This window comes from Janthinobacterium violaceinigrum (genome assembly GCF_009208555.1).
GTDB classification, from domain to species: domain Bacteria; phylum Pseudomonadota; class Gammaproteobacteria; order Burkholderiales; family Burkholderiaceae_D; genus Janthinobacterium; species Janthinobacterium violaceinigrum.
Genome location: NZ_WFLI01000051.1, coordinates 14,176 through 35,660, shown reverse-complemented (window position 1 = coordinate 35,660; position 21,485 = coordinate 14,176). Strand labels below are relative to the sequence as shown.

Genomic DNA, 21,485 nt, shown 5'->3' with positions numbered 1-21,485 from the left:
CGTTTTCCATGCCGGCGGCCGCCGTCGCGTGCAGCGGGTCGGCCGCCTTCCACGCCGCGTAGCCGGCTTGCGCGGTGTCGCGCTCGGCCGGATCGTCCGCGCTCAGGCGCACGATCCAGTGCGCGGCCTGTTCGGCGATGGCGTCGGCGCGCTGGCCGTGCATGGCGCCGCGGCTCATGCTGCCATGCCCGGGCAGGCGTGGCGGCAGGCCAGCAAGGCTTGCACCAGGTATTTCTGCACCATGCGCGTGGAGACGTCCAGTTGCGCGGCGACGGCGGCCTGCGGCTGTTCTTCCAGGTAGTGCAGCAAAAAGGCTGCGCGCGCCTTGGCGGATAATCCCGCCAGCGCCGCGGCGATCTGTTCGAGCGCCTGCACGGCCATCAGGATCTCGTCTGGCGACGGCGCGCCGGGCAGGCTGTCGGCCAGCAGGGCCAGTTCGGCCAGGTAGCTGCGCTCGAGCACTTGCCGGCGCGCGCGGTCGAGCAGCAGCCGCTTCGCCGTGGTGGACAGATAGGCGCGCGGTTCGCGCATGCCGAACAGCGCGTCGCGCGAGGCGATGATGCGCACGAACGTGTCTTGCGCCACGTCGGCCGCGCCGTGCGGGCAGCTGAGTTTTTTGCGCAGCCAGCCGACCAGCCAGCCGTGATGTTCGCTGTAAAGCGACTGCACTTGCTGTTGCAGGCTGGGCTGGATGGCGGACATGGGCGATGAATAATATAAATGAGAATTATTCTCATTGTAATCGCCAGTGGCGGCTTGCCACAATCCCCAATGCATGGGGAGGGGCCAGGTGTTGCGTACAGGCCGCATGCGGGGCGGTGCCGGAAATGAAAAAACCCGCCGCTGCACGGGGCAGGGCGGGTTCATCATTGCTGCTGATTCTTGGTGGTGATAGGTGGACTTGAACCACCGACCCCAGCATTATGAATGCTGTGCTCTAACCAACTGAGCTATATCACCAGACAGACCGGTCAGACCGGATGCTCGTTTTGACCAGGAAAAAACCTGATCGGTATTCTTTGGTGGTGATAGGTGGACTTGAACCACCGACCCCAGCATTATGAATGCTGTGCTCTAACCAACTGAGCTATATCACCCAACAGCCGAGCATTATCCAGTCTTCCCATTTCCTTGTCAATGCCGGCGCAAAAAAATGTGCGGATTTTTCACGCGCCAGCGCAGGCATGATTATTTTTGTAACGGCGCCAGCAGGGGCTGGATCTGCGCCAGCATGGCGCTGGCCGGATCGGCACCCAGGCAATCGATGGCGATGCGCTCGGGCATGGAGCGTAGCCTAAGTCACGCCTAGCGCCTGGCCGGTTGTTGCGTGGCGACGCTTATGTCAGCAAAGGGACGATTTGCGCCAGCATGGCGCTGGCCGGATCAGTACCCAGGCAATCGATGACGATGCGCTCGGGCATGGAACGCAGCCAGGTCAGCTGGCGTTTTGCCAGCTGGCGCGTGGCGATGATGCCCGTCTCGCGCAGAGCGGCGCGGTCGATGCGCCCGTCCAGGTAATCCCAGGCCTGGCGGTAGCCCACGCAGCGCATCGACGGCAAGCCCGGATGCAGGTCGCCGCGGCGGCGCAGCTGCTCCACCTCGTCGAGCAGGGCGTCATTCTTCAACATGAGGTCAAAGCGCGTGGCGATGCGCGCGTGCAGCACGGCGCGGTCCGAGGGCTCCAGCGCGAACGATTGCAGCTGGAACGGCAGTACCGTCTTTTCGCGCCGGGCAAGCAGGGCCGACATGGGCTGGCCGGACAGGGCGATGATTTCCAATGCGCGGCCGATGCGCTGCGCGTCCTGCGGCGCCAGGCGCGCCGCCGTGACGGGGTCTTGCTGGGCCAGGCGCGCATGCATGGCGGGCCAGCCGATGGCGGCCGCGTCTTCTTCCAGCTGGGCGCGCAGTACGGGATCGGCGCCGGGCAGATCGTCGAGGCCATCGGCCAGGCCCTTGAAGTACAGCATGGTGCCGCCCACGAGCAGCGGCAGCTTGCCGCGCGCCGTGATCTCGGCCACCAGGCGCAGGGTGTCGTTGCGGAACTGCGCCACCGAATACGCATCGAGCGGGTCGATGATGTCGATCAGGTGATGGGGCACGGCCGCCAGTTCTTCCGCCGTCGGCTTGGCCGTGCCGATATCCATGCCCCGGTAGACGAGGGCGGAATCCACGGAGATGATCTCGGACGGAATGGCTTGCGCGATGGCCAGCGCACTGGCCGTCTTGCCGCTGGCCGTGGGGCCCATGATGGCGACGGCCAGGGGGAGGTGTGGGGTGTTTTTCATGATACTTTTTGATGTACTTGCGATGGGAGCCCCAAGGCAAAGGCTGGGGTCAGACCCGTCGGGTCTGACCCCGGAATTTTATTGGCCGCGCAGGAACAGCTTGTCCAGCGCGTTAATCTCGACCTGCACCCAGGTCGGCCGGCCATGGTTGCACTGGTCGGCGCGTTCCGTGCTTTCCATCTGGCGCAGCAGCGCGTTCATTTCCTGTACCGACAGGATGCGGTTGGCGCGCACGGCCGTGTGGCAGGCCAGGGTGCCCAGCAATTCGTTCTGGCGCTCGATCAGCACGCGCGAGCCGCCGTATTCGCGCACGTCGCGCAGCACGTCGCGCGCCAGGGTCTGCGCATCGGCGTTTTTCAGCAGGGTGGGCACGGAACGCACGGCCAGGGTGGTGGGCGACAGGGCGGCGATATCGAAGCCCAGCGCCTTCAAGGTGTCCTGGTTTTCATTCGCCGTCGACACTTCGATGGCGTCCGCATAAAACGTCACGGGGATCAGCAGCGACTGCACTTGCATGTCCTGGCCCGAGACCTGCGCCTGCAGCGCGTTTTTCAGCTGTTCGTACAGGATGCGCTCGTGCGCGGCGTGCATGTCGACCAGCACCAGGCCCTTGGTATTTTGCGCCAGGATGTAGATGCCGTGCAGCTGGGCCAGGGCAAAACCCAGCGGATATTCTTCGCGCGCCATCGCTTCGGGCGAGGCGATGTACGGTTCCACCTGCGTGATCGGCGAGGATGCGGCGCCGCCGAACAGGGCGCCATACGCCGCCGTGTCCTGGGCCACGCCGGGCGCGTCGGCAAAGAAGGGGCGGGCCGCGCCCGGCGTGGCCGGGGCAAAGGTATTCGTAAATTGCGCGCCGAACGAGGTTTGCGTCTGTTCGCGGCGCCAGATGCCAGGGCCACCCGCGCCCGCAGTATCACCGCTCAGGGTGGAGGCGGCCGGCAGGGGCGCCGGCACGCTGCCGAAGGCCGTGGCCGACGTTTGCGCCAGCGCGCGCTGCACGGCGTGGAAGACGAACTGGTGCACGGAGCGGCTGTCGCGGAAGCGCACTTCGATCTTCGACGGGTGCACGTTGACGTCCACCAGGGCCGGGTCGAGGTCGAGCGCCAGCACGTACGAGGGGAAGCGGTCGCCATGCAGCACGTCCTGGTACGCCATGCGCACGGCGTGCACGAGCAGCTTGTCGCGCACGAAGCGCCCGTTGACATAGAAGAACTGGCCGTCGGCGCGCGCCTTGGATGCCGTCGGCAAGCCGGCAAAGCCGTGAATGCGCAGGGTGCCGGCCGATTCGTCCAGCGCCAGGCGCGCTTCGGCAAAGTCATTGCCCAGGATGTGGGCGCTGCGCTTGGCCAGTTCGCTGATATTCCACTGGTCGATCGTGCGGCCATTGTGCGACAGCGAGAACGACACGTCGGGCCGCGCCAGGGCGATGCGGCGCACGACCTCGGCGCAATGGCCGTACTCCGTCTGCTCGGACTTGAGGAACTTGCGCCGCGCGGGCGTGTTGAAATACAGGTCCTGCACGTCCACCGTGGTGCCGTGCGCGCCCGACGACGGCGAAACGCTGCCGTTGTGCGAGCCGACGATTTCCCACGCGTGGGCCGCGTCCGCCGTGCGCGAGGTCAGGGTGACGGCGGCGACCGACGCGATCGAGGCCAGCGCCTCGCCGCGAAAGCCCAGGGTGCCCACGTTTTCCAGGTCGCTCAGCGAGGCGATCTTCGAGGTGGCGTGGCGCGCCAGGGCCAGCGGCAACTGGTCTTTATCGATGCCACGGCCGTTGTCGGTGATGGCGATGCGTTTCACGCCCCCTTCTTCCAGGCGCACGGTGATCTGCGTGGCGCCCGAGTCGAGCGCGTTTTCCAGCAATTCCTTGACGACGGCAGATGGCCGCTCGACCACCTCGCCGGCGGCGATTTGCGAAATCAACTGGTCAGGCAAGGCCTGAATCGGGCGGTGGGGCGTCATGGGAGCGTTCATGCGGCAATTATACCGGGGTCAGACCCTCAACGCCGCCAGCGCAAAGCGTAGCGACTACGCACTTGGGGTCAGACCCTCAACACCGCTAACGCAAGATTTAGCGCCAACGTATCCGGGGGGCTGACCCCAGCCTTGGTCTTTATTTACTCCCCACTTCCCGCACCGGTATCGGCGCATTGCACAGGTCGATGTGGCCGGCCGTGACCTTGCTCCACGGGCCGCCGCGGTGGCGCTGGGCTTCCAGCACGGCCTGGTAAGCGGCGCTGTCCGTGCGCATCACTTCCAGATTCGCGCGCTGTGCGGGCGGCACGCTGGCGGCCAGGCGGATGGCCTTGATCGGCACGTTTTTCTCGGGGCTGTCATAAAAGCCCATGGGGCCCGTGCCGCGCGGCAGCGTGGACAGCAGCGGCATGCCGGAGACGACTCTGCCGACGACGGTGATGTCGCGGTCCAGGTGGCGCGGCGACTGGCCGATGACGGCGTACAGCTCCGTGCCGCCGCCGCTGTCGCTGGCGCTGTCGCGGCCCACGCCCACGGTGGCATAGCAATGCGTGAGCCAGGCCGTGCCGGTTTTCGGGTCGCGCGCGGACGGGAAGCCGTTCGAGTGGCCCACCTGCGGCGCATAGCCGTCGGCGTCGGGCAGGCGCGTGAAGCTCTTGATGTTTTTCAGGGGCACGGTGAATTCGCCGGGCAGGGTGCGCTGCGCATGCTGGATCGGCTTGGGATTTTTTTCGTTCGGATCGCCCCATTGCGCCACCCAGTTGTCCTGCGCGCGCGTGATGGCCAGGCCGTCGTAATATTGTTCGGCCACCAGGGCCTTGATATTGGCCACGTGTTTCGGCGCGAAGTCGGGCGCCAGTTCGATCACCACGCGGCCGGCGGGAATGTCCAGGTACAGGGTGTTGTCCGGGTCCAGCGGACGCCAGTCGGACGGTTGCGACGCCTTGATCGCGTCGGCCAGGGTCGCCTTGGCGGGCAGCTCGGCGGGCGCCTTGATCTGCACGGGCGCCGCATGGGCGGACAGCTGGGCAAGGCCCAGCACGGTGGCCATGGTCAGGCCATTGAGTGGATGCAGACGCATGTTCTTTCCTGTTCTCTCCTGGTCGGCGCGGGTTGCGCCGGTCAGAAAGTGTATACCGGAATGGCAATATTTCGGTGGAAAAACATTGTGTGGGCCGAAGCGCGTATGCCGGCCGGGAAACGGGCCTGAGCAAGTTGGCGGGCGGATTTCCTTAACCTTTCCTTAAAATGCCACACGCGCACGGGCGCCGCATAATTAATCCTGAAATATCGGGCCGGGGACTGCCGTTGCGCCGGTCCGGTGGTGTATGATTCCGCCGCTACCTTTAGGGAAAAATATATGGATTTTGTGCAATTCCTCGACATGATCGTGCATGTCGACAAGACGCTGGGTCTCTTGATCGAGCAGTACGGTACCCTCGTGTATGCGGTACTGTTTGCCATTATTTTTTGCGAGACAGGCCTCGTGGTCCTGTTTTTCTTCCCTGGGGATACCCTGCTGTTCATCGCCGGCGCGTTTTGCGCGACGGGACAAATGCACCTGGGCTTGCTGATTGCCTTGCTGGTGACGGCCGCCGTCACGGGCAATACGCTCAATTACTGGATAGGCGAGGCCATCGGGCAAAGGGTGTTTACCCACGATTACCGCTGGATCAACAAGGATGCCATGCGCCGGACGCATGAGTTCTTTGAAAAGCATGGCGGCAAGACCATCATCCTGGCCCGCTTCGTGCCGGTGGTGCGCACCTTCGCCCCGTTCGTGGCCGGCATTTCCGACATGACGCATGCGCGCTTCCAGATGTACAACGTGACGGGCGCCCTGCTGTGGGTGGTGGGCCTGGTGACGGCGGGCTACTTCTTCGGCAATATCCCGTGGATCCGCGACCACCTGACGTTGATCGTGCTGATCGGTGTCGGCGCCGCCGTCGTGCCCGTGGTACTGGGCGGCTTGTGGAAACTCTATAAGCGCATGGTCGGCAAGTCGGCCTGATGCCCCATCGATCCGGGGCAAGCGCGCTGCGGCACAGTCCGCAGCGGGCCCCGGATCCGCTTGTTCTCCCCGCCGTTTCCGTTTTCCTCCCGCGCTGATTCAAGTTTTGTTGCTTTCCAGCCGTAAACCAGAGGGTATTCTCACTTTCTGGATTTCCATGCGACATTTGAGCGCCCTGTTAGCTTGCAGCCTTGCCGCGATGGCGGCCATGGCAAGCGCCAAAGATGCCCCCGCTGCGGCGAGCGCCACTGCATCCGCACCGATGTCGGCGTCGGTGCGCGCGGCCGCCATGAAAACCCTGACCGAATCGGTCAAGGGTAAGGAGGCCAAGGCGCCTGTCGTCGTCGCGCCCACGGCGCGCGAAAAGGAAGAAGCGGCCGAGGTCGACCTGTCCGAACGCATCGCGGCGCGCCTGGCGGAAATGCGCGCCACCCAGGCGGCCCGCGCCGCCGCCCGCGCCAAGCGCGCCGCCGTCGTGAAGGCCGCGCCACCGCCGCCACCACCCGTGCCGCGCGGTACGCACTGGTCGTACGAAGGCGACAGCGGTCCCGCCAACTGGAGCAAGATCAATGTGGACTGGGCCAAGTGCGGCAATGGCAGCCGCCAGTCGCCCATCGATATCCGCGACGGCATGAAGGTGGAGCTCGAGCAGATCAGCTTTGACTACCACCCGTCCTCGTTCAACGTGGTCGACAATGGCCACACGGTGCAGGTGGGGGTCAGCGGCGGCAATTACATCACGGTGCAGAACCGCATGTTCGAGCTGCAGCAATTCCATTTCCACCGCCCGTCCGAAGAGCGCATCAATGGCAAGGCATTCGAGATGGTGGTGCATCTGGTGCACCGCGATGCGGAAGGCCGGCAAGCCGTGCTGGCGCTGTTGCTGGAACGGGGCACACCGCAAGCGACCATCCAGACCGTGTGGAACAACCTGCCGCTGGAAAAATTCGAGACCATGCATCCCACCATCCTGCTCGACCCGGCCGAAATGCTGCCGGCGCGGCGCGATTACTACACCTACATGGGATCGATGACGGAGCCGCCTTGCAGCGAAGGCGTGCTGTGGATGGTGATGAAGCAGCCGGTGCAGGCGTCGCCCGCGCAGATGGCGCTGTTCAGCCGCCTGTATCCCTTGAATGCGCGTCCGATCCAGCCTGCGAATGGCCGCATCATCAAGGAATCGAATTAAGCGCGCCCGAGAAAAGCCCATGGCGTTGTTACCCCGCCGCGTCGTACAGGCGTACTGCCTTCGGCGAGGCGCCTAGCCCTGGACTTGTTCAGTCACTCTTAGGTAAATTCAAGGCGCTGGCGACCGGTCCACTCGGCGCCGGCAGCCAGCGTATCGGGCTGGATCAGCGCCGGCTCGATGCAGATGAAACGCGGCTGCTCGTCATCGGCCAGGTCGGGTAGGGCGGCCGCATCCTGCGCGCCCGGGTTCCACACGACGGCATCCGTGAAGCCCTGCTGCTCCAGGCGCAAGGTGTGGCCGCCGGATTGCAGGCTCAGGGCGCCCGGCAGCTGGTAGTAGATGCGATCCAGCTTGTCGTCAAATTGCAGGAATTCTTCCGCCTGCAAGGCATCCTGCGGCGTCTCGTCCGAATAGCGCACGCGCTGCAAGCCGCCCACGCGCGCCACGCTCAACTGATCGATCGCAAAATAGCTGTGCAGGGCGGCCGAGAACGGAAACGCCTGCTCGCCCGTGTTGTGCACGGACAGGCGCAGTTCCAGCGCCTCTGCTTTGACGGTCACGCGCAGGCGCAGGGTGAAGGCCCAGGGCCAGGTGGCGGCGATCGCTTCCGGCAAGTCGGCCTGGGTCAGCGCAAATTGCGCCCATGCGTCGCCATCGGCCTCGCCCGTCGATTCCAGCTGCCAGGTCGCCACGCGCGCAAAGCCGTGGCGCATGCCCGTGCCGCGCGCGCCGAACTGGGGGAAGATCACGGGCACGCCGCCGCGGATGGCGCGGCTGCCGTCGAGGCTTGATTCCCTGCTGCAGAACAGGCGTTCCCGTCCATCGCTGGTCTGCCACGAGACCAGGTGGCCGCCGTACAGGGTGACGGTGGCCTGCGCGCCATCGGCGGCACGGATGGTCACGGCCGGCAACTGGCCAAAAGTGCTCTTGCTCATGCGGGTGTCCCTGTCAGGTCAAACGGCTTTTCGCCAGCGGCGGATTCTTGGCAAAGTAATTCTTGATGCCCGTGACGATGGCGTCGGCCATCTGGTCCTGGTAGCCGTTGTCGGTCAGCTTGGCTTCTTCTTCCGGATTCGAGATGAAGGCCGTCTCGATCAGGATGGAGGGGATGTCGGGCGCTTTCAGCACGGCGAAGCCGGCCTGCTCGACGGAGCCCTTGTGCAGGCGGTTGATGCCGCCGATCTCGCGCAGCACGGCCTTGCCCAGCTTCATGCTGTCATTGATCTGCGCCGTCGTCGACAGGTCGAGCAGCACGCTGGCCAGCTGCTTGTCGTGGTTCTTTACGTTGACGCCGCCGATCAGGTCGGCCTGGTTTTCCTTGTTGGCCAGCCAGCGCGCCGCCGTCGAGGTGGCGCCCTTTTCGGACAGCACGAAGACGGACGAGCCGCGCGCCGTCGGCTGGATGAACGCGTCGGCGTGGATCGAGACGAACAGATCGGCCTGCACCTTGCGCGCCTTTTCCACGCGCATGCCCAGCGGGACGAAGAAATCGGCGTCGCGCGTGAGCATGACGCGCATGTTCGGCTGCAGTTCCAGCTTGGTCTTGAGGCGCTTGGCGATGGCCAGCACCACGTCTTTTTCGCGGCTGCCACGGCTGCCCATGGCGCCCGGGTCTTCGCCGCCGTGGCCGGGGTCGAGCGCGATGGTAATCATGCGCACCACTTTCTGGCCCGGCAGCGGGCGCGCCTCGGGGCGCTGTTCCGGACGGATATCGGGCACGGGCGGCACGATGGGCGCTACCGGCGGCGCCACGGCGGCCACGGGCGGCTTGCCGCTGTCGGGCAGGGGCAGCGCGGGCGGCGGCGTATGCGTGCCGGCCATGGGCGGCTTGGCCGGATCGCTCGACCAGTCGCCCTTTTCGATCATCTGCGCGATCAGGTCCGGCTCGTGTACGGGGTACAGGTCGAAGATCAGGCGGTGGTTGTAGGAGCCGGCCGGCGGCAGGGTAAACAGCTGCGGCGTAACTTCCTCTTTCAGGTCGAACACCAGGCGCACCACGTTGGGCCGGTTCTGGCCCACACGCACCTGCTTGATGTACGGGTCGTTCGACTGGATCTTCGCCACCAGGCCTTTCAGGGTGGGATTGAGTTCCAGCCCTTCGATGTCGACCACCAGGCGTTCCGGGTCCTTGACGATGAAGTGGGTCGCCTTGAGGATGCTGTCGTTTTCCAGGGTGACGCGGGTGTAGTCCTCGGCCGGCCAGACGCGCACGGCGAGAATTTGCGCCGCCATCGCCGACATGGGCGCGAACACGGACAACAGCAGGGTGCCGCCGGCCTTGAGTACCGTGCGCCGGGTGATGGGCGAGGAGATCAAAGGTTCGGGGCGAATTTGAGACGGTGAAGGCATGACAGACCCAATTCAGAAGACGCTTGCAATTCTACATCACGTCCTGTACCCGCAACGTTCAAATAAACATTCAGGTCGGCCGGCGGCAGCACCGGTTCGGCTTTCTCCGGCCATTCGACGATGCAGATATTGTGGCCGTTGAAGTCTTCGCGAAAACCCGCGTCGAGAAATTCCTCGGCGCTGCCCATGCGGTACAGGTCGAAGTGGATGACGTTGACGCTCTGGCCATCGAGTTGCACCGTGTACGGTTCGGACAGGGTATACGTGGGGCTCTTGACGTGGCCCGCATGGCCGGCCGCGTGCAGCAGGGCGCGCGTGAGGGCCGTCTTGCCGGCGCCCAGGTCGCCGTGCAGGTAGATCGCCAGGCCGGGCGCCAGTGCGCGCGCCAGCGCGGCGCCCAGCGCGGCCGTGCCGGCTTCGTCGTGGAGGTGGGCGGTGAAGTGTTCGGTCATTGTCGCTTGGTGTGAGTGATATCGCATAAAATAGAGGCTCATGCCATTGTAACCGCCCGCGCCCCCCCGCCGTTCTCCGTAAAGCCCCCTATGTCCGCCACCGCCACCGATCTTGCCTCCCTGGCGCGCTCCATCAAGCAATGGGGACGCGAGCTGGGTTTTGCCGAGGTGCGCATCGCCGATGTCGACCTGTCGAACATGGAGGCGCCCTTGCAGGCCTGGCTCGATGCAGGGTACCACGGCGAAATGGACTACATGGCCAGCCACGGAATGAAGCGTGCGCGCCCCGCCGAACTGGTGCCGGGCACGGTGCGCGCCATCAGCGCGCGTATGAATTACCTGCCGCCGGCGCTGGGTCCCGACTGGCGCGCGCACGAGGCGGCGCGCGACGCCGATCCCGCGGCAGCCGTGATCTCCGTGTATGCGCGGGGCCGCGACTATCACAAGGTGATGCGTTCGCGCCTGCAGCAGCTGGCCGAGCTTATCCGCGGCGAGATCGGCGACTTCGGCTACCGCGTCTTCAGCGATTCGGCGCCCGTGATGGAAGTCGAGCTGGCGCAAAAGGGAGGGCTGGGCTGGCGCGGCAAGCACACCTTGCTGATCAACCGCCAGGGGGGCTCCTTCTTCTTCCTCGGCGAGATCCTGGTCGACGTGCCGCTGCCCGTCGATGCGCCGGAAACGCCGCGCTGCGGCCAGTGCTCGGCATGCATCACGGTGTGCCCCACGCAAGCGATCCTGGGGCCGTACCAGCTCGATGCGCGCCGCTGCATCTCCTACCTGACCATCGAATTGAAGGGCGCCATTCCCGTCGAAATGCGCCCTCTGATCGGCAACAAGGTGTACGGCTGCGACGATTGCCAGACCGTCTGCCCGTGGAACAAGTTCGCCCAGCGCGCCGTGGTGCCCGACTTCGACGAGCGCCATCGCCTGGGCAGCGCCGGCATGGTGGAACTGTTCGCCTGGACGGAAGAGGAATTCAACCGCCGCATGGAAGGCAGCGCGATCCGCCGCATCGGCCATGAACGCTGGCTGCGCAACCTGGCCGTCGGCATGGGCAATGCGGCCGCCAAGGCCAGGGGGCAGGCCGACATCGTCGCGGCCCTGCTGTCGCGCCGCGAGCACCCGTCGGCCATCGTGCGCGAACACGTCGAATGGGCGCTGGCCCTGCACGGCATCGCTTAAAACCCTCTCAAGCCTGTTTCAGGCGCAGCGCCGACCAGTCGGCGTCGATGGCGATCATGGCCACGCTGTCGAGCCCCAATGTTTGCGCAAAGCCGCGGATATCGTCGCGGTGGATGTCGCTGCCCGCCTTCACGCCGCCCTTGCGGTACGCCACCCACAGCGCGCCGCCGGGCGCCAGGCGCGCCCGCGCCGCCGACAGGTGCTGCTCCAGTTCCGCGCGGCTGCGCGCGAACAGCAATATCCAGTCCGCGCTGCCTCCTTCACCCACCCGCCGCCCGGCCGGCAGCTGCGCCAGCAGGGCAGCGTGCTCGCCGCCGTCATTGAGCACGGCCAGGGCCTGGGCATTTTTCACATACATTTTGTCAGCGGTGGTTTTGTCAGGCATGGCAGGGGCGTGTCGATTGGGGAGCCGCGAGCATAACAAATTTCTTCTTGACTTATCGATATATCGTTATAAAATGGAGATACCTACTAACGATATATCTTTAAAGAGAAAACATGAGAAACTCACACCACGCAGAACACGGCCACGGCGGCCACCACCACCATCACGGCCATTGCGGCCAGCAGCACCACCATCACGGCGAGCAGCGCCACGAACACCGCCATGAGCACCGCAGCGACTACTATCTGCACGGCCGTGGCCCGCGCGGCTTCGACGAGCGCGGCGACGGCATGGGCCATGGCGGCCCCGGTGGCCGGGGCGGGCGCGGCGAACGGGCCGAGCGCGTCTTCGGCCGCGGCGACCTGCCGCTGATCGTGCTGGCGCTGATCGAAATCAGCCCCCGTCACGGCTATGAAATCATCAAGGCCATCGAAGAGCGTTGCGGCGGCGCGTATGCTCCCAGCCCGGGCGCCGTGTATCCGACCCTGACATTGCTGGAAGAGCAGGACTACGTCACGTCAGGCGAAAGCGCCAGCGGCAAGAAGCTCTACACGATCACGGACCTGGGCCGCGCCTACCTCGATGAGAACCGCGCCCAGGTGGACGGCATCCTGGCCCGCCTCGACATGTTCGCCCGCGTCCAGGCGCGCAACGCCTTGCCCGAACGCGTGCGCCAGGCCATGCACACCCTCAAGCATGCGCTCTTGCTGAACAAGACCAACTGGAGCGAAGCGGAAGCCGAGCGCGTATCGGCCGTGCTGGAACAGGCGGCCAACGCCATCGTCGACAGCCACTGAGCCCACTTTACAAGGACAAGCAATGACTACCGCCCCACCAGCATCACCTGCAGCACTACGTCCGCATGCCATCGAGCGCGTGCGCCATGACTTGAAACTGCGCGTGCTCACCGTCGTGCGCACGGAGCAGCTGACGCCGCACATGCGCCGCATCACCCTGGCCGGCGACGACCTCGAAGGCTTTGTCTCGCCCGCGCACGACGACCACGTGAAGCTGTTCTTCCCCGCCCCGGGCCAGGCCAGCCCCGTGTTCCCCGTGCTGGGCAATGGCGCCAACCCGATCCAGTACGCGGAAGGGGCGCGCCCCATCGCCCGCAACTACACGCCGCGTCGTTACGACGCCGCGCGGCGCGAGCTGGAAATCGACTTCGTGCTGCATGGCGACGGCCCCGCGGCCAGCTGGGCGGCGCAAGCGGCGCCCGGCCAGACCCTGGGCGTGGGCGGCCCGCGCGGCTCGATGCTGGTGCCGCTCGATTTCGACTGGTATGTGCTGGTGGGCGACCAGACGGCCTTGCCCGCCATCGCCCGCCGCCTGGAGCAACTGCCGGCCACGGCGCGCGCGATTGCCGTGATCGACATCGTGGAAGACGGCGAGCAGGTCGCGCTGGACAGCGCGGCGCAGCTGGACGTGCGCTGGGTAGCGCGCAATGGCCGCAGCGGCGCCTTGCTGCTGGCGGAACTGGCGAAGGTGGCCTTGCCGCAGGACGGCGACGGCTACGTGTGGGTGGCGTGCGAGCATGCGCAGGTACAGGGCTTGCGCGGGCATTTCATTGAAGCGGGGGTGCCGAAACAGCATTTGCACGTGGCCAGCTACTGGAAGCATGGCGTGGAAGAGCACCATGAGCACCATGACGACTGATTAAGGCCGGGGTCAGACCCCCGGATGCGTTGGCACCGAGCTTGACGCCAGCGGCATTGAGGGTCTGACCCCAGATTTCAGCCTACTTCAACAACCCCGCCAGCTCCACCGCCGTCTTGACCTGCATCTTGTCGAAGATATGCGCGCGGTGGACTTCCACGGTGCGCATGCTGATGCCCAGCTTGTCGGCCACCACCTTGTTCATCTTCCCCGCCAGAATCAGGTCCAGCACTTCGCGCTCGCGCGTCGACAGGGTGGCCAGGCGCGCGTGCACGGCGGCCAGTTCGCCTGCCTGGCGCGAGTTGGCCAGTCCCTGCTGCACGCGGTCCATCAGGTCGTTGTCGTTGAACGGCTTTTCAAAGAAATCGAAGGCGCCCCGTTTCAGGCTGTCGACGGCCATCGGCACGTCGCCGTGGCCGGTGAGGAAAATCACGGGCAGGCGCGCCGTCAGGTCGCGCTTGACCAACTGGTCGAACAGGGCGATGCCGTTCATGTCGGGCATGCGCACGTCGAGCAGCACGCAGTCGCCGGCGGCGTCGAAGCTGCCGTCCAGGCTGTCGAGGAATTGCTGGGCGCTGGCGTAGTTGCGCGCTTCGATGCTGCGCGAGGCGGCCAGCCAGGACAGGGAATCGCGCACGACCTCTTCGTCGTCAATGATGTGTAGCATGGTGTCTCCGGCTTGTCGTTGTTGTCGCTTAGTGCGGCGCGCGCGGCGCAGCCGGCACGCTGAATGTAAAGATAGTACCGCCAACGGGGTTGGCGCTGAAGGTCAGCGCGCCGCCGTGAAATTCGATGGCGGTGCGGCAGATGTTCAGGCCCATGCCCATGCCTTCGGACTTGGTCGAGAAAAACGGCGAAAACAGCCGTTCCGCCACGTCCTGGGGAATGCCATGGCCATGGTCGATCACGTCCACTGTCACCATGCCCTGCTCTGCGTCGTGGCTGGCCCGCAGGCGCATGATACGCCGTCCCGGCGCCGCATCCTGCATGGCCTCGATGGCGTTGCGCGTCAGGTTCAGCAGCACTTGCTCGATCATCACGGGATCGGCGCGCAGCAGCGGCAGGTCTGCCGGCAGCTCTTCCTGGATGGTGACGTAGTATTTGCGCGCCTGCAGGTCGATCAGCGCGCGGATGCCGTCGATCAGGGTGCGGATGGCGATATCCTGGCGCTGCGGTTCGCTCTTGCGCACGAAATCGTGCACGCTGCGGATGATCTGGCCGGCCCGCTGCGCCTGTGCGCTGGCCTGTTCCAGCGCGGGCTTCAGGGTGTTCGGCTCGACGGGCGCGCCGCTGTCGATGGCGCGGCGGATCAGGTTCAGCGCGCCCGTCGTGTAGCTGGAAATGGCCGCCAGCGGCTGATTCAATTCATGCGCCAGCATCGACGCCAGCTCGCCCATGGTGGCCAGGCGCGAACTCGTTTGCAGCTTTTCCTGCTGCTGGCGGTTCAGTTCCTCGACCCGCTTGCGGTCCGAGATGTCGAGCACGGAACCCATCCAGCCCGTCTGCTGGCCATTCTTGTCCACCAGCGGCGCCTCGAAGATCAGCACGGGCACGCGCGTGCCGTCCGGGCGCTGGAAATAGGTCTCGAACTGCGGCGTGGGATTGCCCGCCAGCGCCTTGACGAAGCGCTGCTGGTATTCTTCCAGCGCCTCGGGCACCCAGTAGGGCATGGGCGGCAGACGCCCCAGGATTTCCTCGGGCGGATAGCCGACGATCTGGCAGAACGCGGGATTGACATAGGTGACGCGGCCTTCCAGGTCGCGCGCGCGCATGCCCGTCACCAGCGAGTTTTCCATCGCCGTGCGAAACAGCATCTGCTGGCGCAGCGCGCCTTCGGCCACCAGGCGGCGCGAAATATGCCGCCACAGGGCCAGCAAGCTCCACAGCAGCCCCAGCGACAGGGCGATGACGGAACCGACCAGCAGATTGGGCAGCAGCTTGGGCTGGCTTTTCACGCTGTCGGTAAACAGGGTAATGGTGGCGCCGGGCACGTCGAGCGCGCGCTTGTGCGTGTACACGCCGTGGCCGGGACCGGCCGCGGCGCGCCGCGCCAGCACCTTGTCGTCGCGGTCGATCAGCGAAATCTGGTTATCCTGGGCGAACCACCACGGCACCATTTCATCGAGCAGGCTGCTGATCTGGTAGGTGGCCACCAGGCTGCCCACATAGCGCTGGCCGTCGAACAGGGGCTGGTGGTAATCCATCAGCATGGCGCCCGGCGGCGCGTCGGGAAAGCCGCTCTGCTGCGAAGGCTGGGCGTACTGGCCCCGGTGCAGGCGGCGCGCATTGTCGGCGGCCGTCAGCGAGGCCGGCGAAAACGAGAGCGCATGCGGCAGGCTGTTGTCGCTGGTCGCCAGCACCTTGCCGCTGGTGTCGAGCCACAGCACGCGCTGCAGTTCGCGGCCGTTGCGCAGCATCTGCTGCAGCCGTTCATGCACTTTTTCCGCGCCCAGCGAGGCGCTGGCGATGTCCACGCCCAGGTTGAACAGGCTTTCCTCGTTGCGCGCCAGCTGGAAGCGGATGGTCTGCTCCACCCACAGGGTGTCGGCGATCAATTGTTCCTGGCGCTCGTTGCTTTCCATCTGGCGCGCCTGCCAGGGCAGCCAGAACAGGATGGACAGGAACAGCAGCAGCAGGATGACGGGCAGCAGCCAGCGCATCGGGCTCGATAGCTTGAAGCGGCGCGCAAAGGTGGGGGAAGTCGGCATGGCTGGCAGGGTAGCGGCTTATCGGGAGCCGGCTATTGTGGTTAACCACAATAGCCGCAGTAGTTTCTTTGGCACAATATCCAAATAGACAAAAAATAAAGTTTTTTAAAAAACCACTCAGGAGACAAAAAATGCAACTGCCGCCTATGAAAACCCTGTTCGTCGCGCTGTGCGCCGCCATCGGCGCCACCGCCGGCGTCCACGCCTACGCGCAAGCGCCCATCGTCATCAAATTCAGCCACGTCGTGGCCACCGACACGCCGAAAGGCCAGGCCGCCGAACGCTTCAAGCAGCTGGCCGAAAAAGCCACGAACGGCAAGGTGAAGGTCGAACTCTACCCGAACAGCCAGCTGTACAAGGACAAGGAAGAACTGGAAGCCCTGCAGCTGGGCGCCGTGCAGATGCTGGCGCCGTCGCTGGCCAAGTTTGGTCCCCTGGGCGTGAAGGAATTCGAAGCGTTCGACCTGCCCTACATCTTCCCCACCAAGACGGCGCTGTACAACGTCACCGAAGGCGAAATCGGCAAGAGCCTGCTGAAGAAACTGGAACCCAAGGGTATCACGGGCCTGGCCTACTGGGACAACGGCTTCAAGGTGATGTCGGCCAACAAGCCGCTGCATACGCCGGCCGACTTCAAGGGCCTGAAGATGCGCATTCAGTCGTCCAAGGTGCTCGACGCGCAGATGCGCGCGCTGGGCGCCAACCCGCAGGTGCTGGCCTTCTCGGAAGTGTATCAGGCGCTGCAGACGGGCGTGGTCGACGGCACGGAAAATCCGCCATCGAATATGTACACGCAAAAGATGCATGAGGTGCAAAAGCACGTGACCGTGTCGAACCACGGCTACCTGGGCTATGCCGTCATCGTCAACAAGAAATTCTGGGATGGCTTGCCGCCAGAAATCCGCGCCCAGCTGGAAAAAGCCATGCGCGAAGCGACCACGTTTGAAAAAGCCATCGCCCAGCGCGACAATGACCAGGCCCTCGACGCCATCAAGAAAGCGGGCAGGACGCAGATCTATACCCTGACGGTGCAGGAACAGGCCGAATGGCGCAAGGCGCTGGCGCCCGTGCAGAAGGCCATGGAAGCGCGCATCGGCAAGGACCTGATCTCGGCCATCAACAAGGAAAGCGCGAAGTAAGCCGCTGGCTGTAGCGCCGCGCCGCCTGGCGCGGCAGGCAGGCCATCCCTGCCAGTCCGTTCGAACGGCTCCTGCGCGTCCTGCGCGGGAGTGCCTGCACCCGCATTCTTTGAAAGTCCACCATGAAATTTCTGGATCACCTGGAAGAGTGGCTGATCGCGTCCCTGATGGGCGCCGCCACCTTCATCATCTTCGTCGCGGTCGTGCACCGCTACCTGGCCGGCTTGCCGATTCCCGTCGTGCAGGACTTCCTGATTCAAATCAACACCAGCTGGGCCCAGGAACTGTGCATCTACATGTTCGTCTGGATGGCCAAGTTCGGCGCCGCCTACGGCGTGCGCACGGGCATCCACGTGGGTGTCGATGTCCTGATCAACCGCATGAACCCCCGCTGGCGCGACCGCTTCATCGTCTTCGGCCTGGCCGCCGGCGCCCTGTTTACGGGCATCGTGGGGACGCTGGGCGCCAGCTTCGTGTGGTCGATCGGCCACACGGACCAGACGTCGGCCGACATGGAAATCCCCATGTGGCTGGTCTACCTGGCCGTGCCGCTGGGTTCCTACCTGATGTGCTTCCGCTTCCTGCAGGTGATGGTGCATTTCATCAAGACGGGCGCCTTGCCCAAACACGACCACTCGCACGTCGAGGGCCTGGACGATGAATTGACGGCGGAAGAAAAAGGAGCCAAGGCATGAACGCGCTGATTATTTTTGTATTGCTGCTGGCGCTGATGCTGACCGGCATGCCGATTTCCATTTCGCTGGGCTTGACGGTACTCACGTTCCTGTTCACCATGACCAGCGTGCCCATCGAATCGGTGGCCCTGAAGATTTTCACGGGCATCGAGAAATTCGAAATCATGGCCATCCCGTTCTTCATTTTGGCGGGCAACTTCCTCACGCATGGCGGGGTGGCGCGGCGCATGATCAACTTCGCCAGCTCCATGGTGGGCCACTGGCACGGCGGCTTGGCGCTGGCCGGCGTGATGGCGTGCGCGCTGTTTGCCGCCGTTTCCGGCTCCAGCCCCGCCACCGTGGTGGCGATCGGTTCCATCATCCTGCCGGCCATGGTCAAGCAGGGCTATCCGCGCGGTTTCGGCGCCGGCGTCATCACCACCTCGGGCGCCTTGGGCATCCTGATACCGCCATCGATCGTGATGGTGATGTATTCCGTCAGCACCAACACCTCCGTCGGCAAGCTGTTCATGGCGGGCGTGATTCCCGGCATGATGCTGGCCATGCTGCTGGGCCTGACCACGTGGTTTTTGGCGCGCAAGCATAACTATCCCCGCATGCAGAAGGCCAGCTGGGGCGAGCGCTTCGTCACGTTCAAGAAGAGCGCCTGGGGCTTGCTCTTGATCGTCATCGTCATGGGCGGCATCTATTCGGGCGCGTTCACGCCCACGGAAGCGGCCGCCATGGCTGCCGTGTACGCCTTCATCATCGCCGTCTTCGTCTACAAGGACCTGAAGATCAAGCAAGTGGGCAAGGTCTTGCTCGATTCGGCCGCCATGTCGGCGATGCTGCTCTACATCATCACGAATGCCGTGCTGTTCTCGTTCCTGATGACCAGCGAAAACATCCCGCAGGCGATGGCCGAATGGATCACGGGCAAGGGCCTGGGCGTGATCAGCTTCCTGCTGGTGGTCAACGTGCTGCTGCTGTTGGCGGGTAACGTCATGGAGCCGTCGTCGATCGTGCTGATCATGGCGCCCATCCTGTTCCCCGTCGCCATGAAGCTGGGCATCGATCCCGTGCACTTTGGTATCTTGATCGTGGTCAACATGGAGGTGGGCATGTGCCATCCGCCCGTGGGCTTGAACCTGTACGTGGCTTCCGGCATCACGAAGATGGGCATTTCCGAACTGACCGTGGCCGTGATGCCGTGGCTGCTGACGATGCTGGGCTTCCTCGTGCTGATCACCTACGTACCACAAATCTCGCTGTGGCTGCCAAATTTAATTTACAACTAAAATAACTGTCCCCGTCGTGGTGCAAAAAAAGTCGATCCTGCCGAATAAATGCGCTATGATGGGCGGCCTTACGGGGAAACACGTATAAGCATATACGCCCTGGTAGCAAGGCTGACATACAGAATTGGTAACAAGGTTGGTGGGGGAGTGGTCTATAAAAACGGTATTGATACCGGGGATATATTGAGGAGACACACGTTTCACAGAAGTTGTTGAGTCATAGCTGTCTGCGGCCACAAGCCGGCACCGGCGGACCCAAACGACCGGGAACGTGAAGCAATATTTGAAGCGCACCGACTGGTGCGCTTTTTTTTCGTGCCCCGGAAACGTCCGCCGGCACGTCCAAAGTCGGTGCATAATCGCCGTGGCGCCGTCTCCCGCGCCAGCAGGTTGCATATATGCCACACTTGAATAATGATCAGCAGATGAAAAAACAACAGGGCAGTGAACTGTTCAGCGCCATCGTGGCCGCGCCGTTCGGCGCCATGGGCGTGCGCACGCAGGACGGCCAGCTGCGCGAACTGGTCTACCTGCCGCCGCACTTTGCGGAAAAAGACGCGCAGGATGCCGTCTCCGCACTGGCGTGCGCGCAGCTGGCGCGCTATTTCCGCGACCCCGATGCGCCGTTCGACCTGCCCCTGGCCGCGCAGGGCAGCGCCTTCCAGCACACGGTCTGGGCCGCCATCGCGCAGATTCCCCGCGGCCAGGTGCGCACGTATGGCGACGTGGCCCGCTTTATCGGCTCGGCGCCGCGCGCCGTGGGCCAGGCTTGCGGCGCCAACTGGTACCCGCTGGTGATCCCGTGCCACCGCGTCACGGCTGCCGGCGGCCTGGGCGGTTTTTCCCACCACGACGATGCCAAGGGCTTTCACCTAGGCGTCAAGCGCTGGCTGCTGGCGCACGAAGGCGTCGAGGGCATGCGGTGGTCGGCACGATGATGAACAGCCTGCTGGCGCCCGATAACGCCACCCTGATCGATGAATTCTGCGACAGCCTGTGGCTGGAAGACGGCCTGTCGAAAAACTCGCTGGACGCCTACCGGCGCGACATGCGCCTGTTTGCGCGCTGGCTGGAAGTGAACCGGCCCGGACGCGAGGGCCTGTACGACGTGTCCACGGCCGATATCGAAGCGTATTTCGCGGCCCGCCACGACGAGAGCAAGGCGACCTCGTCGAACCGGCGCCTGTCCGTGCTCAAGCGTTTTTACCAGCTGGCCTTGCGGCACAAGCATATCGCGGCCGACCCCTGCCTGAAGATGGTGTCGGCCAAGCAGCCCGCGCGCTTCGTGCATACCTTGAGCGAAGCGCAGGTGGAAGCGCTGCTGGCGGCGCCGGACGTGAGCACGCCGCTGGGCCTGCGCGAGCGCACCATGCTCGAACTCATGTATGCGAGCGGCTTGCGCGTGTCGGAACTGGTGGACTTGAAATCCGTGGAGCTGAGCCTGAACGACGGCGTGCTGCGCATCACGGGCAAGGGCAGCAAGACGCGCCTGGTGCCGTTCGGCGAACAGGCGCGCCTGTGGATCGAGCGCTACCTGAAGGAAGCGCGCGGCGTCATCCTCGACGGCCAGATGGACGATGCGCTGTTCGTCACGCGGCGCGGCGGCGCCATGACGCGGCAAATGTTCTGGGTCGTGATCAAGAAGCATGCGCTGAGCGCCGGCATCACGGCGCCGCTGTCGCCGCACACGCTGCGCCACGCGTTCGCCACCCATTTGCTGAACCATGGGGCAGACTTGCGTGTTGTGCAATTGTTACTGGGGCACTCCGATATTTCCACCACGCAGATTTACACGCATGTGGCCCGCGAACGGCTGAAACTGCTGCATGCGCAGCATCATCCGCGAGGCTAAACATTTGGTGTTTGGCCCAACTACGTCATAATGTGCCTTATGTGCTTATCTGTAACATCTAAAAACTAAAGAGGTAGTAAATGGCCAAGACAAATTTCCAATACGAAAAACGGCAAAAAGAGCTGGAAAAGAAGAAGAAAGCCGAGGAAAAAGCCAGGCGCAAGCTGGAAGCGAAAAACAATCCCAAGCCGGCCGATGGCGCCGACGGCGATGAGCCGGAAGCGGACGACGCCGACGTTGACGCCGCCGCCGACGGCGACGCTCCCGCGCAGCCGCAGTAATTCCCCGTTCTTCCTGACCGGTGCGGCATGGCCGCGCCGGCCCCGCC

The 21,485-nt window shown here is 64.4% G+C and carries 23 protein-coding genes and 2 tRNA genes; 11 read left to right on the top strand and 14 right to left on the bottom strand.

The window, feature by feature from the left end; genetic code table 11:
* The 7 genes from GCN75_RS26480 to GCN75_RS26450 form a co-directional block, all read right to left on the bottom strand.
* A partial coding sequence (locus tag GCN75_RS26480; RefSeq protein WP_152285019.1) for a DUF4880 domain-containing protein occupies window positions 1–163 on the bottom strand: 163 nt, incomplete at its 3' end.
* 11 nt (window positions 164–174) lie between these two features.
* On the bottom strand, window positions 175–702 hold the full coding sequence (locus GCN75_RS26475; RefSeq protein ID WP_152285014.1) for a sigma-70 family RNA polymerase sigma factor: 528 nt from the start codon (window positions 700–702) through the stop codon (window positions 175–177).
* 181 nt (window positions 703–883) lie between these two features.
* Window positions 884–960, bottom strand: a tRNA-Met gene (locus tag GCN75_RS26470).
* A gap of 60 nt (window positions 961–1,020) precedes the next feature.
* Window positions 1,021–1,097 (bottom strand) — tRNA-Met (locus tag GCN75_RS26465).
* Between the two features lie 240 nt (window positions 1,098–1,337).
* The gene (gene miaA / locus GCN75_RS26460) at window positions 1,338–2,285 is read right to left on the bottom strand and encodes a tRNA (adenosine(37)-N6)-dimethylallyltransferase MiaA (protein WP_152285013.1); all 948 of its coding nucleotides are present in this window, start codon (window positions 2,283–2,285) and stop codon (window positions 1,338–1,340) included.
* A 78-nt stretch (window positions 2,286–2,363) separates the two neighbouring features.
* Window positions 2,364–4,262, bottom strand: coding sequence for a DNA mismatch repair endonuclease MutL (gene mutL / locus GCN75_RS26455; RefSeq protein WP_152285012.1), 1,899 nt, complete (start codon window positions 4,260–4,262; stop codon window positions 2,364–2,366).
* 139 nt (window positions 4,263–4,401) lie between these two features.
* On the bottom strand, window positions 4,402–5,343 hold the full coding sequence (locus tag GCN75_RS26450; RefSeq protein ID WP_152285011.1) for a peptidylprolyl isomerase: 942 nt from the start codon (window positions 5,341–5,343) through the stop codon (window positions 4,402–4,404).
* Between the two features lie 279 nt (window positions 5,344–5,622).
* Here GCN75_RS26450 and GCN75_RS26445 point away from each other — a divergent pair, with 279 nt between their 5' ends.
* A complete protein-coding gene (locus GCN75_RS26445; RefSeq protein WP_070223029.1) occupies window positions 5,623–6,273 on the top strand; it encodes a VTT domain-containing protein in 651 nt (216 codons plus the stop codon).
* Window positions 6,274–6,372: 99 nt separating this feature from the next.
* On the opposite strand, the gene GCN75_RS29725 is transcribed toward GCN75_RS26445, so the two are convergent.
* Window positions 6,373–6,564 (bottom strand): hypothetical protein, encoded by a 192-nt coding sequence (locus GCN75_RS29725; RefSeq protein ID WP_226941584.1) that lies wholly within the window; start codon window positions 6,562–6,564, stop codon window positions 6,373–6,375.
* Here GCN75_RS29725 and GCN75_RS26440 point away from each other — a divergent pair.
* Window positions 6,563–7,462, top strand: coding sequence for a carbonic anhydrase (locus GCN75_RS26440; RefSeq protein WP_226941583.1), 900 nt, complete (start codon window positions 6,563–6,565; stop codon window positions 7,460–7,462). The two genes, GCN75_RS29725 and GCN75_RS26440, sit on opposite strands and share 2 nt — an antisense overlap.
* 98 nt (window positions 7,463–7,560) lie before the next feature.
* Here GCN75_RS26440 and GCN75_RS26435 read toward each other — a convergent pair whose 3' ends face one another.
* The 3 genes from GCN75_RS26435 to tsaE are packed head-to-tail and all read right to left on the bottom strand — an operon-like array spanning window position 7,561 to window position 10,263.
* Window positions 7,561–8,397: a D-hexose-6-phosphate mutarotase gene (locus GCN75_RS26435; protein WP_152285010.1), complete on the bottom strand. Its 837-nt coding sequence runs from the start codon at window positions 8,395–8,397 to the stop codon at window positions 7,561–7,563.
* A 13-nt stretch (window positions 8,398–8,410) separates the two neighbouring features.
* Window positions 8,411–9,811, bottom strand: coding sequence for an N-acetylmuramoyl-L-alanine amidase (locus GCN75_RS26430; RefSeq protein ID WP_152285009.1), 1,401 nt, complete (start codon window positions 9,809–9,811; stop codon window positions 8,411–8,413).
* A complete protein-coding gene (gene tsaE, locus GCN75_RS26425; RefSeq protein ID WP_152285008.1) occupies window positions 9,775–10,263 on the bottom strand; it encodes a tRNA (adenosine(37)-N6)-threonylcarbamoyltransferase complex ATPase subunit type 1 TsaE in 489 nt (162 codons plus the stop codon). Before tsaE ends, GCN75_RS26430 begins: the two co-directional genes overlap by 37 nt.
* Window positions 10,264–10,353: 90 nt before the next feature.
* Between tsaE and queG the strand changes: the two genes are divergently transcribed.
* The gene (queG, locus tag GCN75_RS26420) at window positions 10,354–11,445 is read left to right on the top strand and encodes a tRNA epoxyqueuosine(34) reductase QueG (protein WP_152285007.1); all 1,092 of its coding nucleotides are present in this window, start codon (window positions 10,354–10,356) and stop codon (window positions 11,443–11,445) included.
* 7 nt (window positions 11,446–11,452) lie between these two features.
* Here the strand turns inward: queG and GCN75_RS26415 are convergent, their stop codons facing one another.
* Complete coding sequence (locus GCN75_RS26415) at window positions 11,453–11,797, bottom strand: DUF3052 family protein (RefSeq protein WP_193317666.1); 345 nt, start codon at window positions 11,795–11,797, stop codon at window positions 11,453–11,455.
* A 146-nt stretch (window positions 11,798–11,943) separates the two neighbouring features.
* Here GCN75_RS26415 and GCN75_RS26410 point away from each other — a divergent pair, with 146 nt between their 5' ends.
* Window positions 11,944–12,627: a PadR family transcriptional regulator gene (locus tag GCN75_RS26410; protein WP_152285005.1), complete on the top strand. Its 684-nt coding sequence runs from the start codon at window positions 11,944–11,946 to the stop codon at window positions 12,625–12,627.
* A 22-nt stretch (window positions 12,628–12,649) separates the two neighbouring features.
* Complete coding sequence (locus GCN75_RS26405; protein WP_152285004.1) at window positions 12,650–13,486, top strand: siderophore-interacting protein; 837 nt, start codon at window positions 12,650–12,652, stop codon at window positions 13,484–13,486.
* A gap of 82 nt (window positions 13,487–13,568) precedes the next feature.
* Here GCN75_RS26405 and GCN75_RS26400 read toward each other — a convergent pair whose 3' ends face one another.
* Together GCN75_RS26400 and GCN75_RS26395 are read right to left on the bottom strand one after the other, a co-directional pair.
* Window positions 13,569–14,153: a response regulator transcription factor gene (locus GCN75_RS26400; protein ID WP_034780029.1), complete on the bottom strand. Its 585-nt coding sequence runs from the start codon at window positions 14,151–14,153 to the stop codon at window positions 13,569–13,571.
* A 28-nt stretch (window positions 14,154–14,181) separates the two neighbouring features.
* Complete coding sequence (locus GCN75_RS26395; RefSeq protein ID WP_226941582.1) at window positions 14,182–16,194, bottom strand: sensor histidine kinase; 2,013 nt, start codon at window positions 16,192–16,194, stop codon at window positions 14,182–14,184.
* Window positions 16,195–16,340: 146 nt separating this feature from the next.
* On the opposite strand from GCN75_RS26395, the gene GCN75_RS26390 reads away from it, so the two are divergent.
* The 6 genes from GCN75_RS26390 to GCN75_RS26365 all read left to right on the top strand — a co-directional run bounded on the left by GCN75_RS26390 (window position 16,341) and on the right by GCN75_RS26365 (window position 21,438).
* Window positions 16,341–17,333, top strand: a complete 993-nt coding sequence (locus GCN75_RS26390) for a TRAP transporter substrate-binding protein (RefSeq protein WP_152285016.1) — start codon at window positions 16,341–16,343, stop codon at window positions 17,331–17,333.
* 122 nt (window positions 17,334–17,455) lie between these two features.
* Window positions 17,456–18,028 carry a TRAP transporter small permease gene (locus tag GCN75_RS26385; RefSeq protein WP_152256639.1) on the top strand — a complete coding sequence of 191 codons (573 nt, stop codon included), beginning with the start codon at window positions 17,456–17,458 and terminating at the stop codon, window positions 18,026–18,028.
* On the top strand, window positions 18,025–19,305 hold the full coding sequence (locus tag GCN75_RS26380) for a TRAP transporter large permease (protein ID WP_099666605.1): 1,281 nt from the start codon (window positions 18,025–18,027) through the stop codon (window positions 19,303–19,305). Before GCN75_RS26385 ends, GCN75_RS26380 begins: the two co-directional genes overlap by 4 nt.
* 425 nt (window positions 19,306–19,730) lie before the next feature.
* The gene (locus tag GCN75_RS26375) at window positions 19,731–20,243 is read left to right on the top strand and encodes a methylated-DNA--[protein]-cysteine S-methyltransferase (RefSeq protein ID WP_152285003.1); all 513 of its coding nucleotides are present in this window, start codon (window positions 19,731–19,733) and stop codon (window positions 20,241–20,243) included.
* Window positions 20,240–21,157 (top strand): site-specific tyrosine recombinase XerD, encoded by a 918-nt coding sequence (gene xerD / locus GCN75_RS26370; protein WP_226941581.1) that lies wholly within the window; start codon window positions 20,240–20,242, stop codon window positions 21,155–21,157. The genes GCN75_RS26375 and xerD overlap by 4 nt, the downstream gene beginning before the upstream one ends.
* Before the next feature lie 80 nt (window positions 21,158–21,237).
* Window positions 21,238–21,438, top strand: coding sequence for a hypothetical protein (locus GCN75_RS26365; RefSeq protein WP_152285002.1), 201 nt, complete (start codon window positions 21,238–21,240; stop codon window positions 21,436–21,438).
* The last annotated feature ends 47 nt before the right edge of the window (window positions 21,439–21,485 follow it).

Bases quoted from the DNA above. Each gene is read 5' to 3' on its own strand.
- GCN75_RS26475 (WP_152285014.1), bottom strand. From the start codon at position 702: ATGTCCGCCATCCAGCCCAGCCTGCAACAGCAAGTGCAGTCGCTTTAC.
- GCN75_RS26435 (WP_152285010.1), bottom strand. From the start codon at position 8,397: ATGAGCAAGAGCACTTTTGGCCAGTTGCCGGCCGTGACCATCCGTGCC.
- GCN75_RS26385 (WP_152256639.1), top strand. From the start codon at position 17,456: ATGAAATTTCTGGATCACCTGGAAGAGTGGCTGATCGCGTCCCTGATG.
- GCN75_RS26375 (WP_152285003.1), top strand. From the start codon at position 19,731: ATGAAAAAACAACAGGGCAGTGAACTGTTCAGCGCCATCGTGGCCGCG.
- GCN75_RS26365 (WP_152285002.1), top strand. From the start codon at position 21,238: ATGGCCAAGACAAATTTCCAATACGAAAAACGGCAAAAAGAGCTGGAA.
- xerD (WP_226941581.1), top strand. From the start codon at position 20,240: ATGATGAACAGCCTGCTGGCGCCCGATAACGCCACCCTGATCGATGAA.
- GCN75_RS26450 (WP_152285011.1), bottom strand. From the start codon at position 5,343: ATGCGTCTGCATCCACTCAATGGCCTGACCATGGCCACCGTGCTGGGC.
- queG (WP_152285007.1), top strand. From the start codon at position 10,354: ATGTCCGCCACCGCCACCGATCTTGCCTCCCTGGCGCGCTCCATCAAG.
- GCN75_RS26430 (WP_152285009.1), bottom strand. From the start codon at position 9,811: ATGCCTTCACCGTCTCAAATTCGCCCCGAACCTTTGATCTCCTCGCCC.
- tsaE (WP_152285008.1), bottom strand. From the start codon at position 10,263: ATGACCGAACACTTCACCGCCCACCTCCACGACGAAGCCGGCACGGCC.
- GCN75_RS26390 (WP_152285016.1), top strand. From the start codon at position 16,341: ATGAAAACCCTGTTCGTCGCGCTGTGCGCCGCCATCGGCGCCACCGCC.
- GCN75_RS26405 (WP_152285004.1), top strand. From the start codon at position 12,650: ATGACTACCGCCCCACCAGCATCACCTGCAGCACTACGTCCGCATGCC.
- GCN75_RS26395 (WP_226941582.1), bottom strand. From the start codon at position 16,194: ATGCCGACTTCCCCCACCTTTGCGCGCCGCTTCAAGCTATCGAGCCCG.
- GCN75_RS26380 (WP_099666605.1), top strand. From the start codon at position 18,025: ATGAACGCGCTGATTATTTTTGTATTGCTGCTGGCGCTGATGCTGACC.
- GCN75_RS29725 (WP_226941584.1), bottom strand. From the start codon at position 6,564: ATGGCGGCCGCGCGCACCGACGCCGACATCGGTGCGGATGCAGTGGCG.
- GCN75_RS26440 (WP_226941583.1), top strand. From the start codon at position 6,563: ATGAAAACCCTGACCGAATCGGTCAAGGGTAAGGAGGCCAAGGCGCCT.
- mutL (WP_152285012.1), bottom strand. From the start codon at position 4,262: ATGAACGCTCCCATGACGCCCCACCGCCCGATTCAGGCCTTGCCTGAC.
- miaA (WP_152285013.1), bottom strand. From the start codon at position 2,285: ATGAAAAACACCCCACACCTCCCCCTGGCCGTCGCCATCATGGGCCCC.
- GCN75_RS26445 (WP_070223029.1), top strand. From the start codon at position 5,623: ATGGATTTTGTGCAATTCCTCGACATGATCGTGCATGTCGACAAGACG.
- GCN75_RS26410 (WP_152285005.1), top strand. From the start codon at position 11,944: ATGAGAAACTCACACCACGCAGAACACGGCCACGGCGGCCACCACCAC.
- GCN75_RS26400 (WP_034780029.1), bottom strand. From the start codon at position 14,153: ATGCTACACATCATTGACGACGAAGAGGTCGTGCGCGATTCCCTGTCC.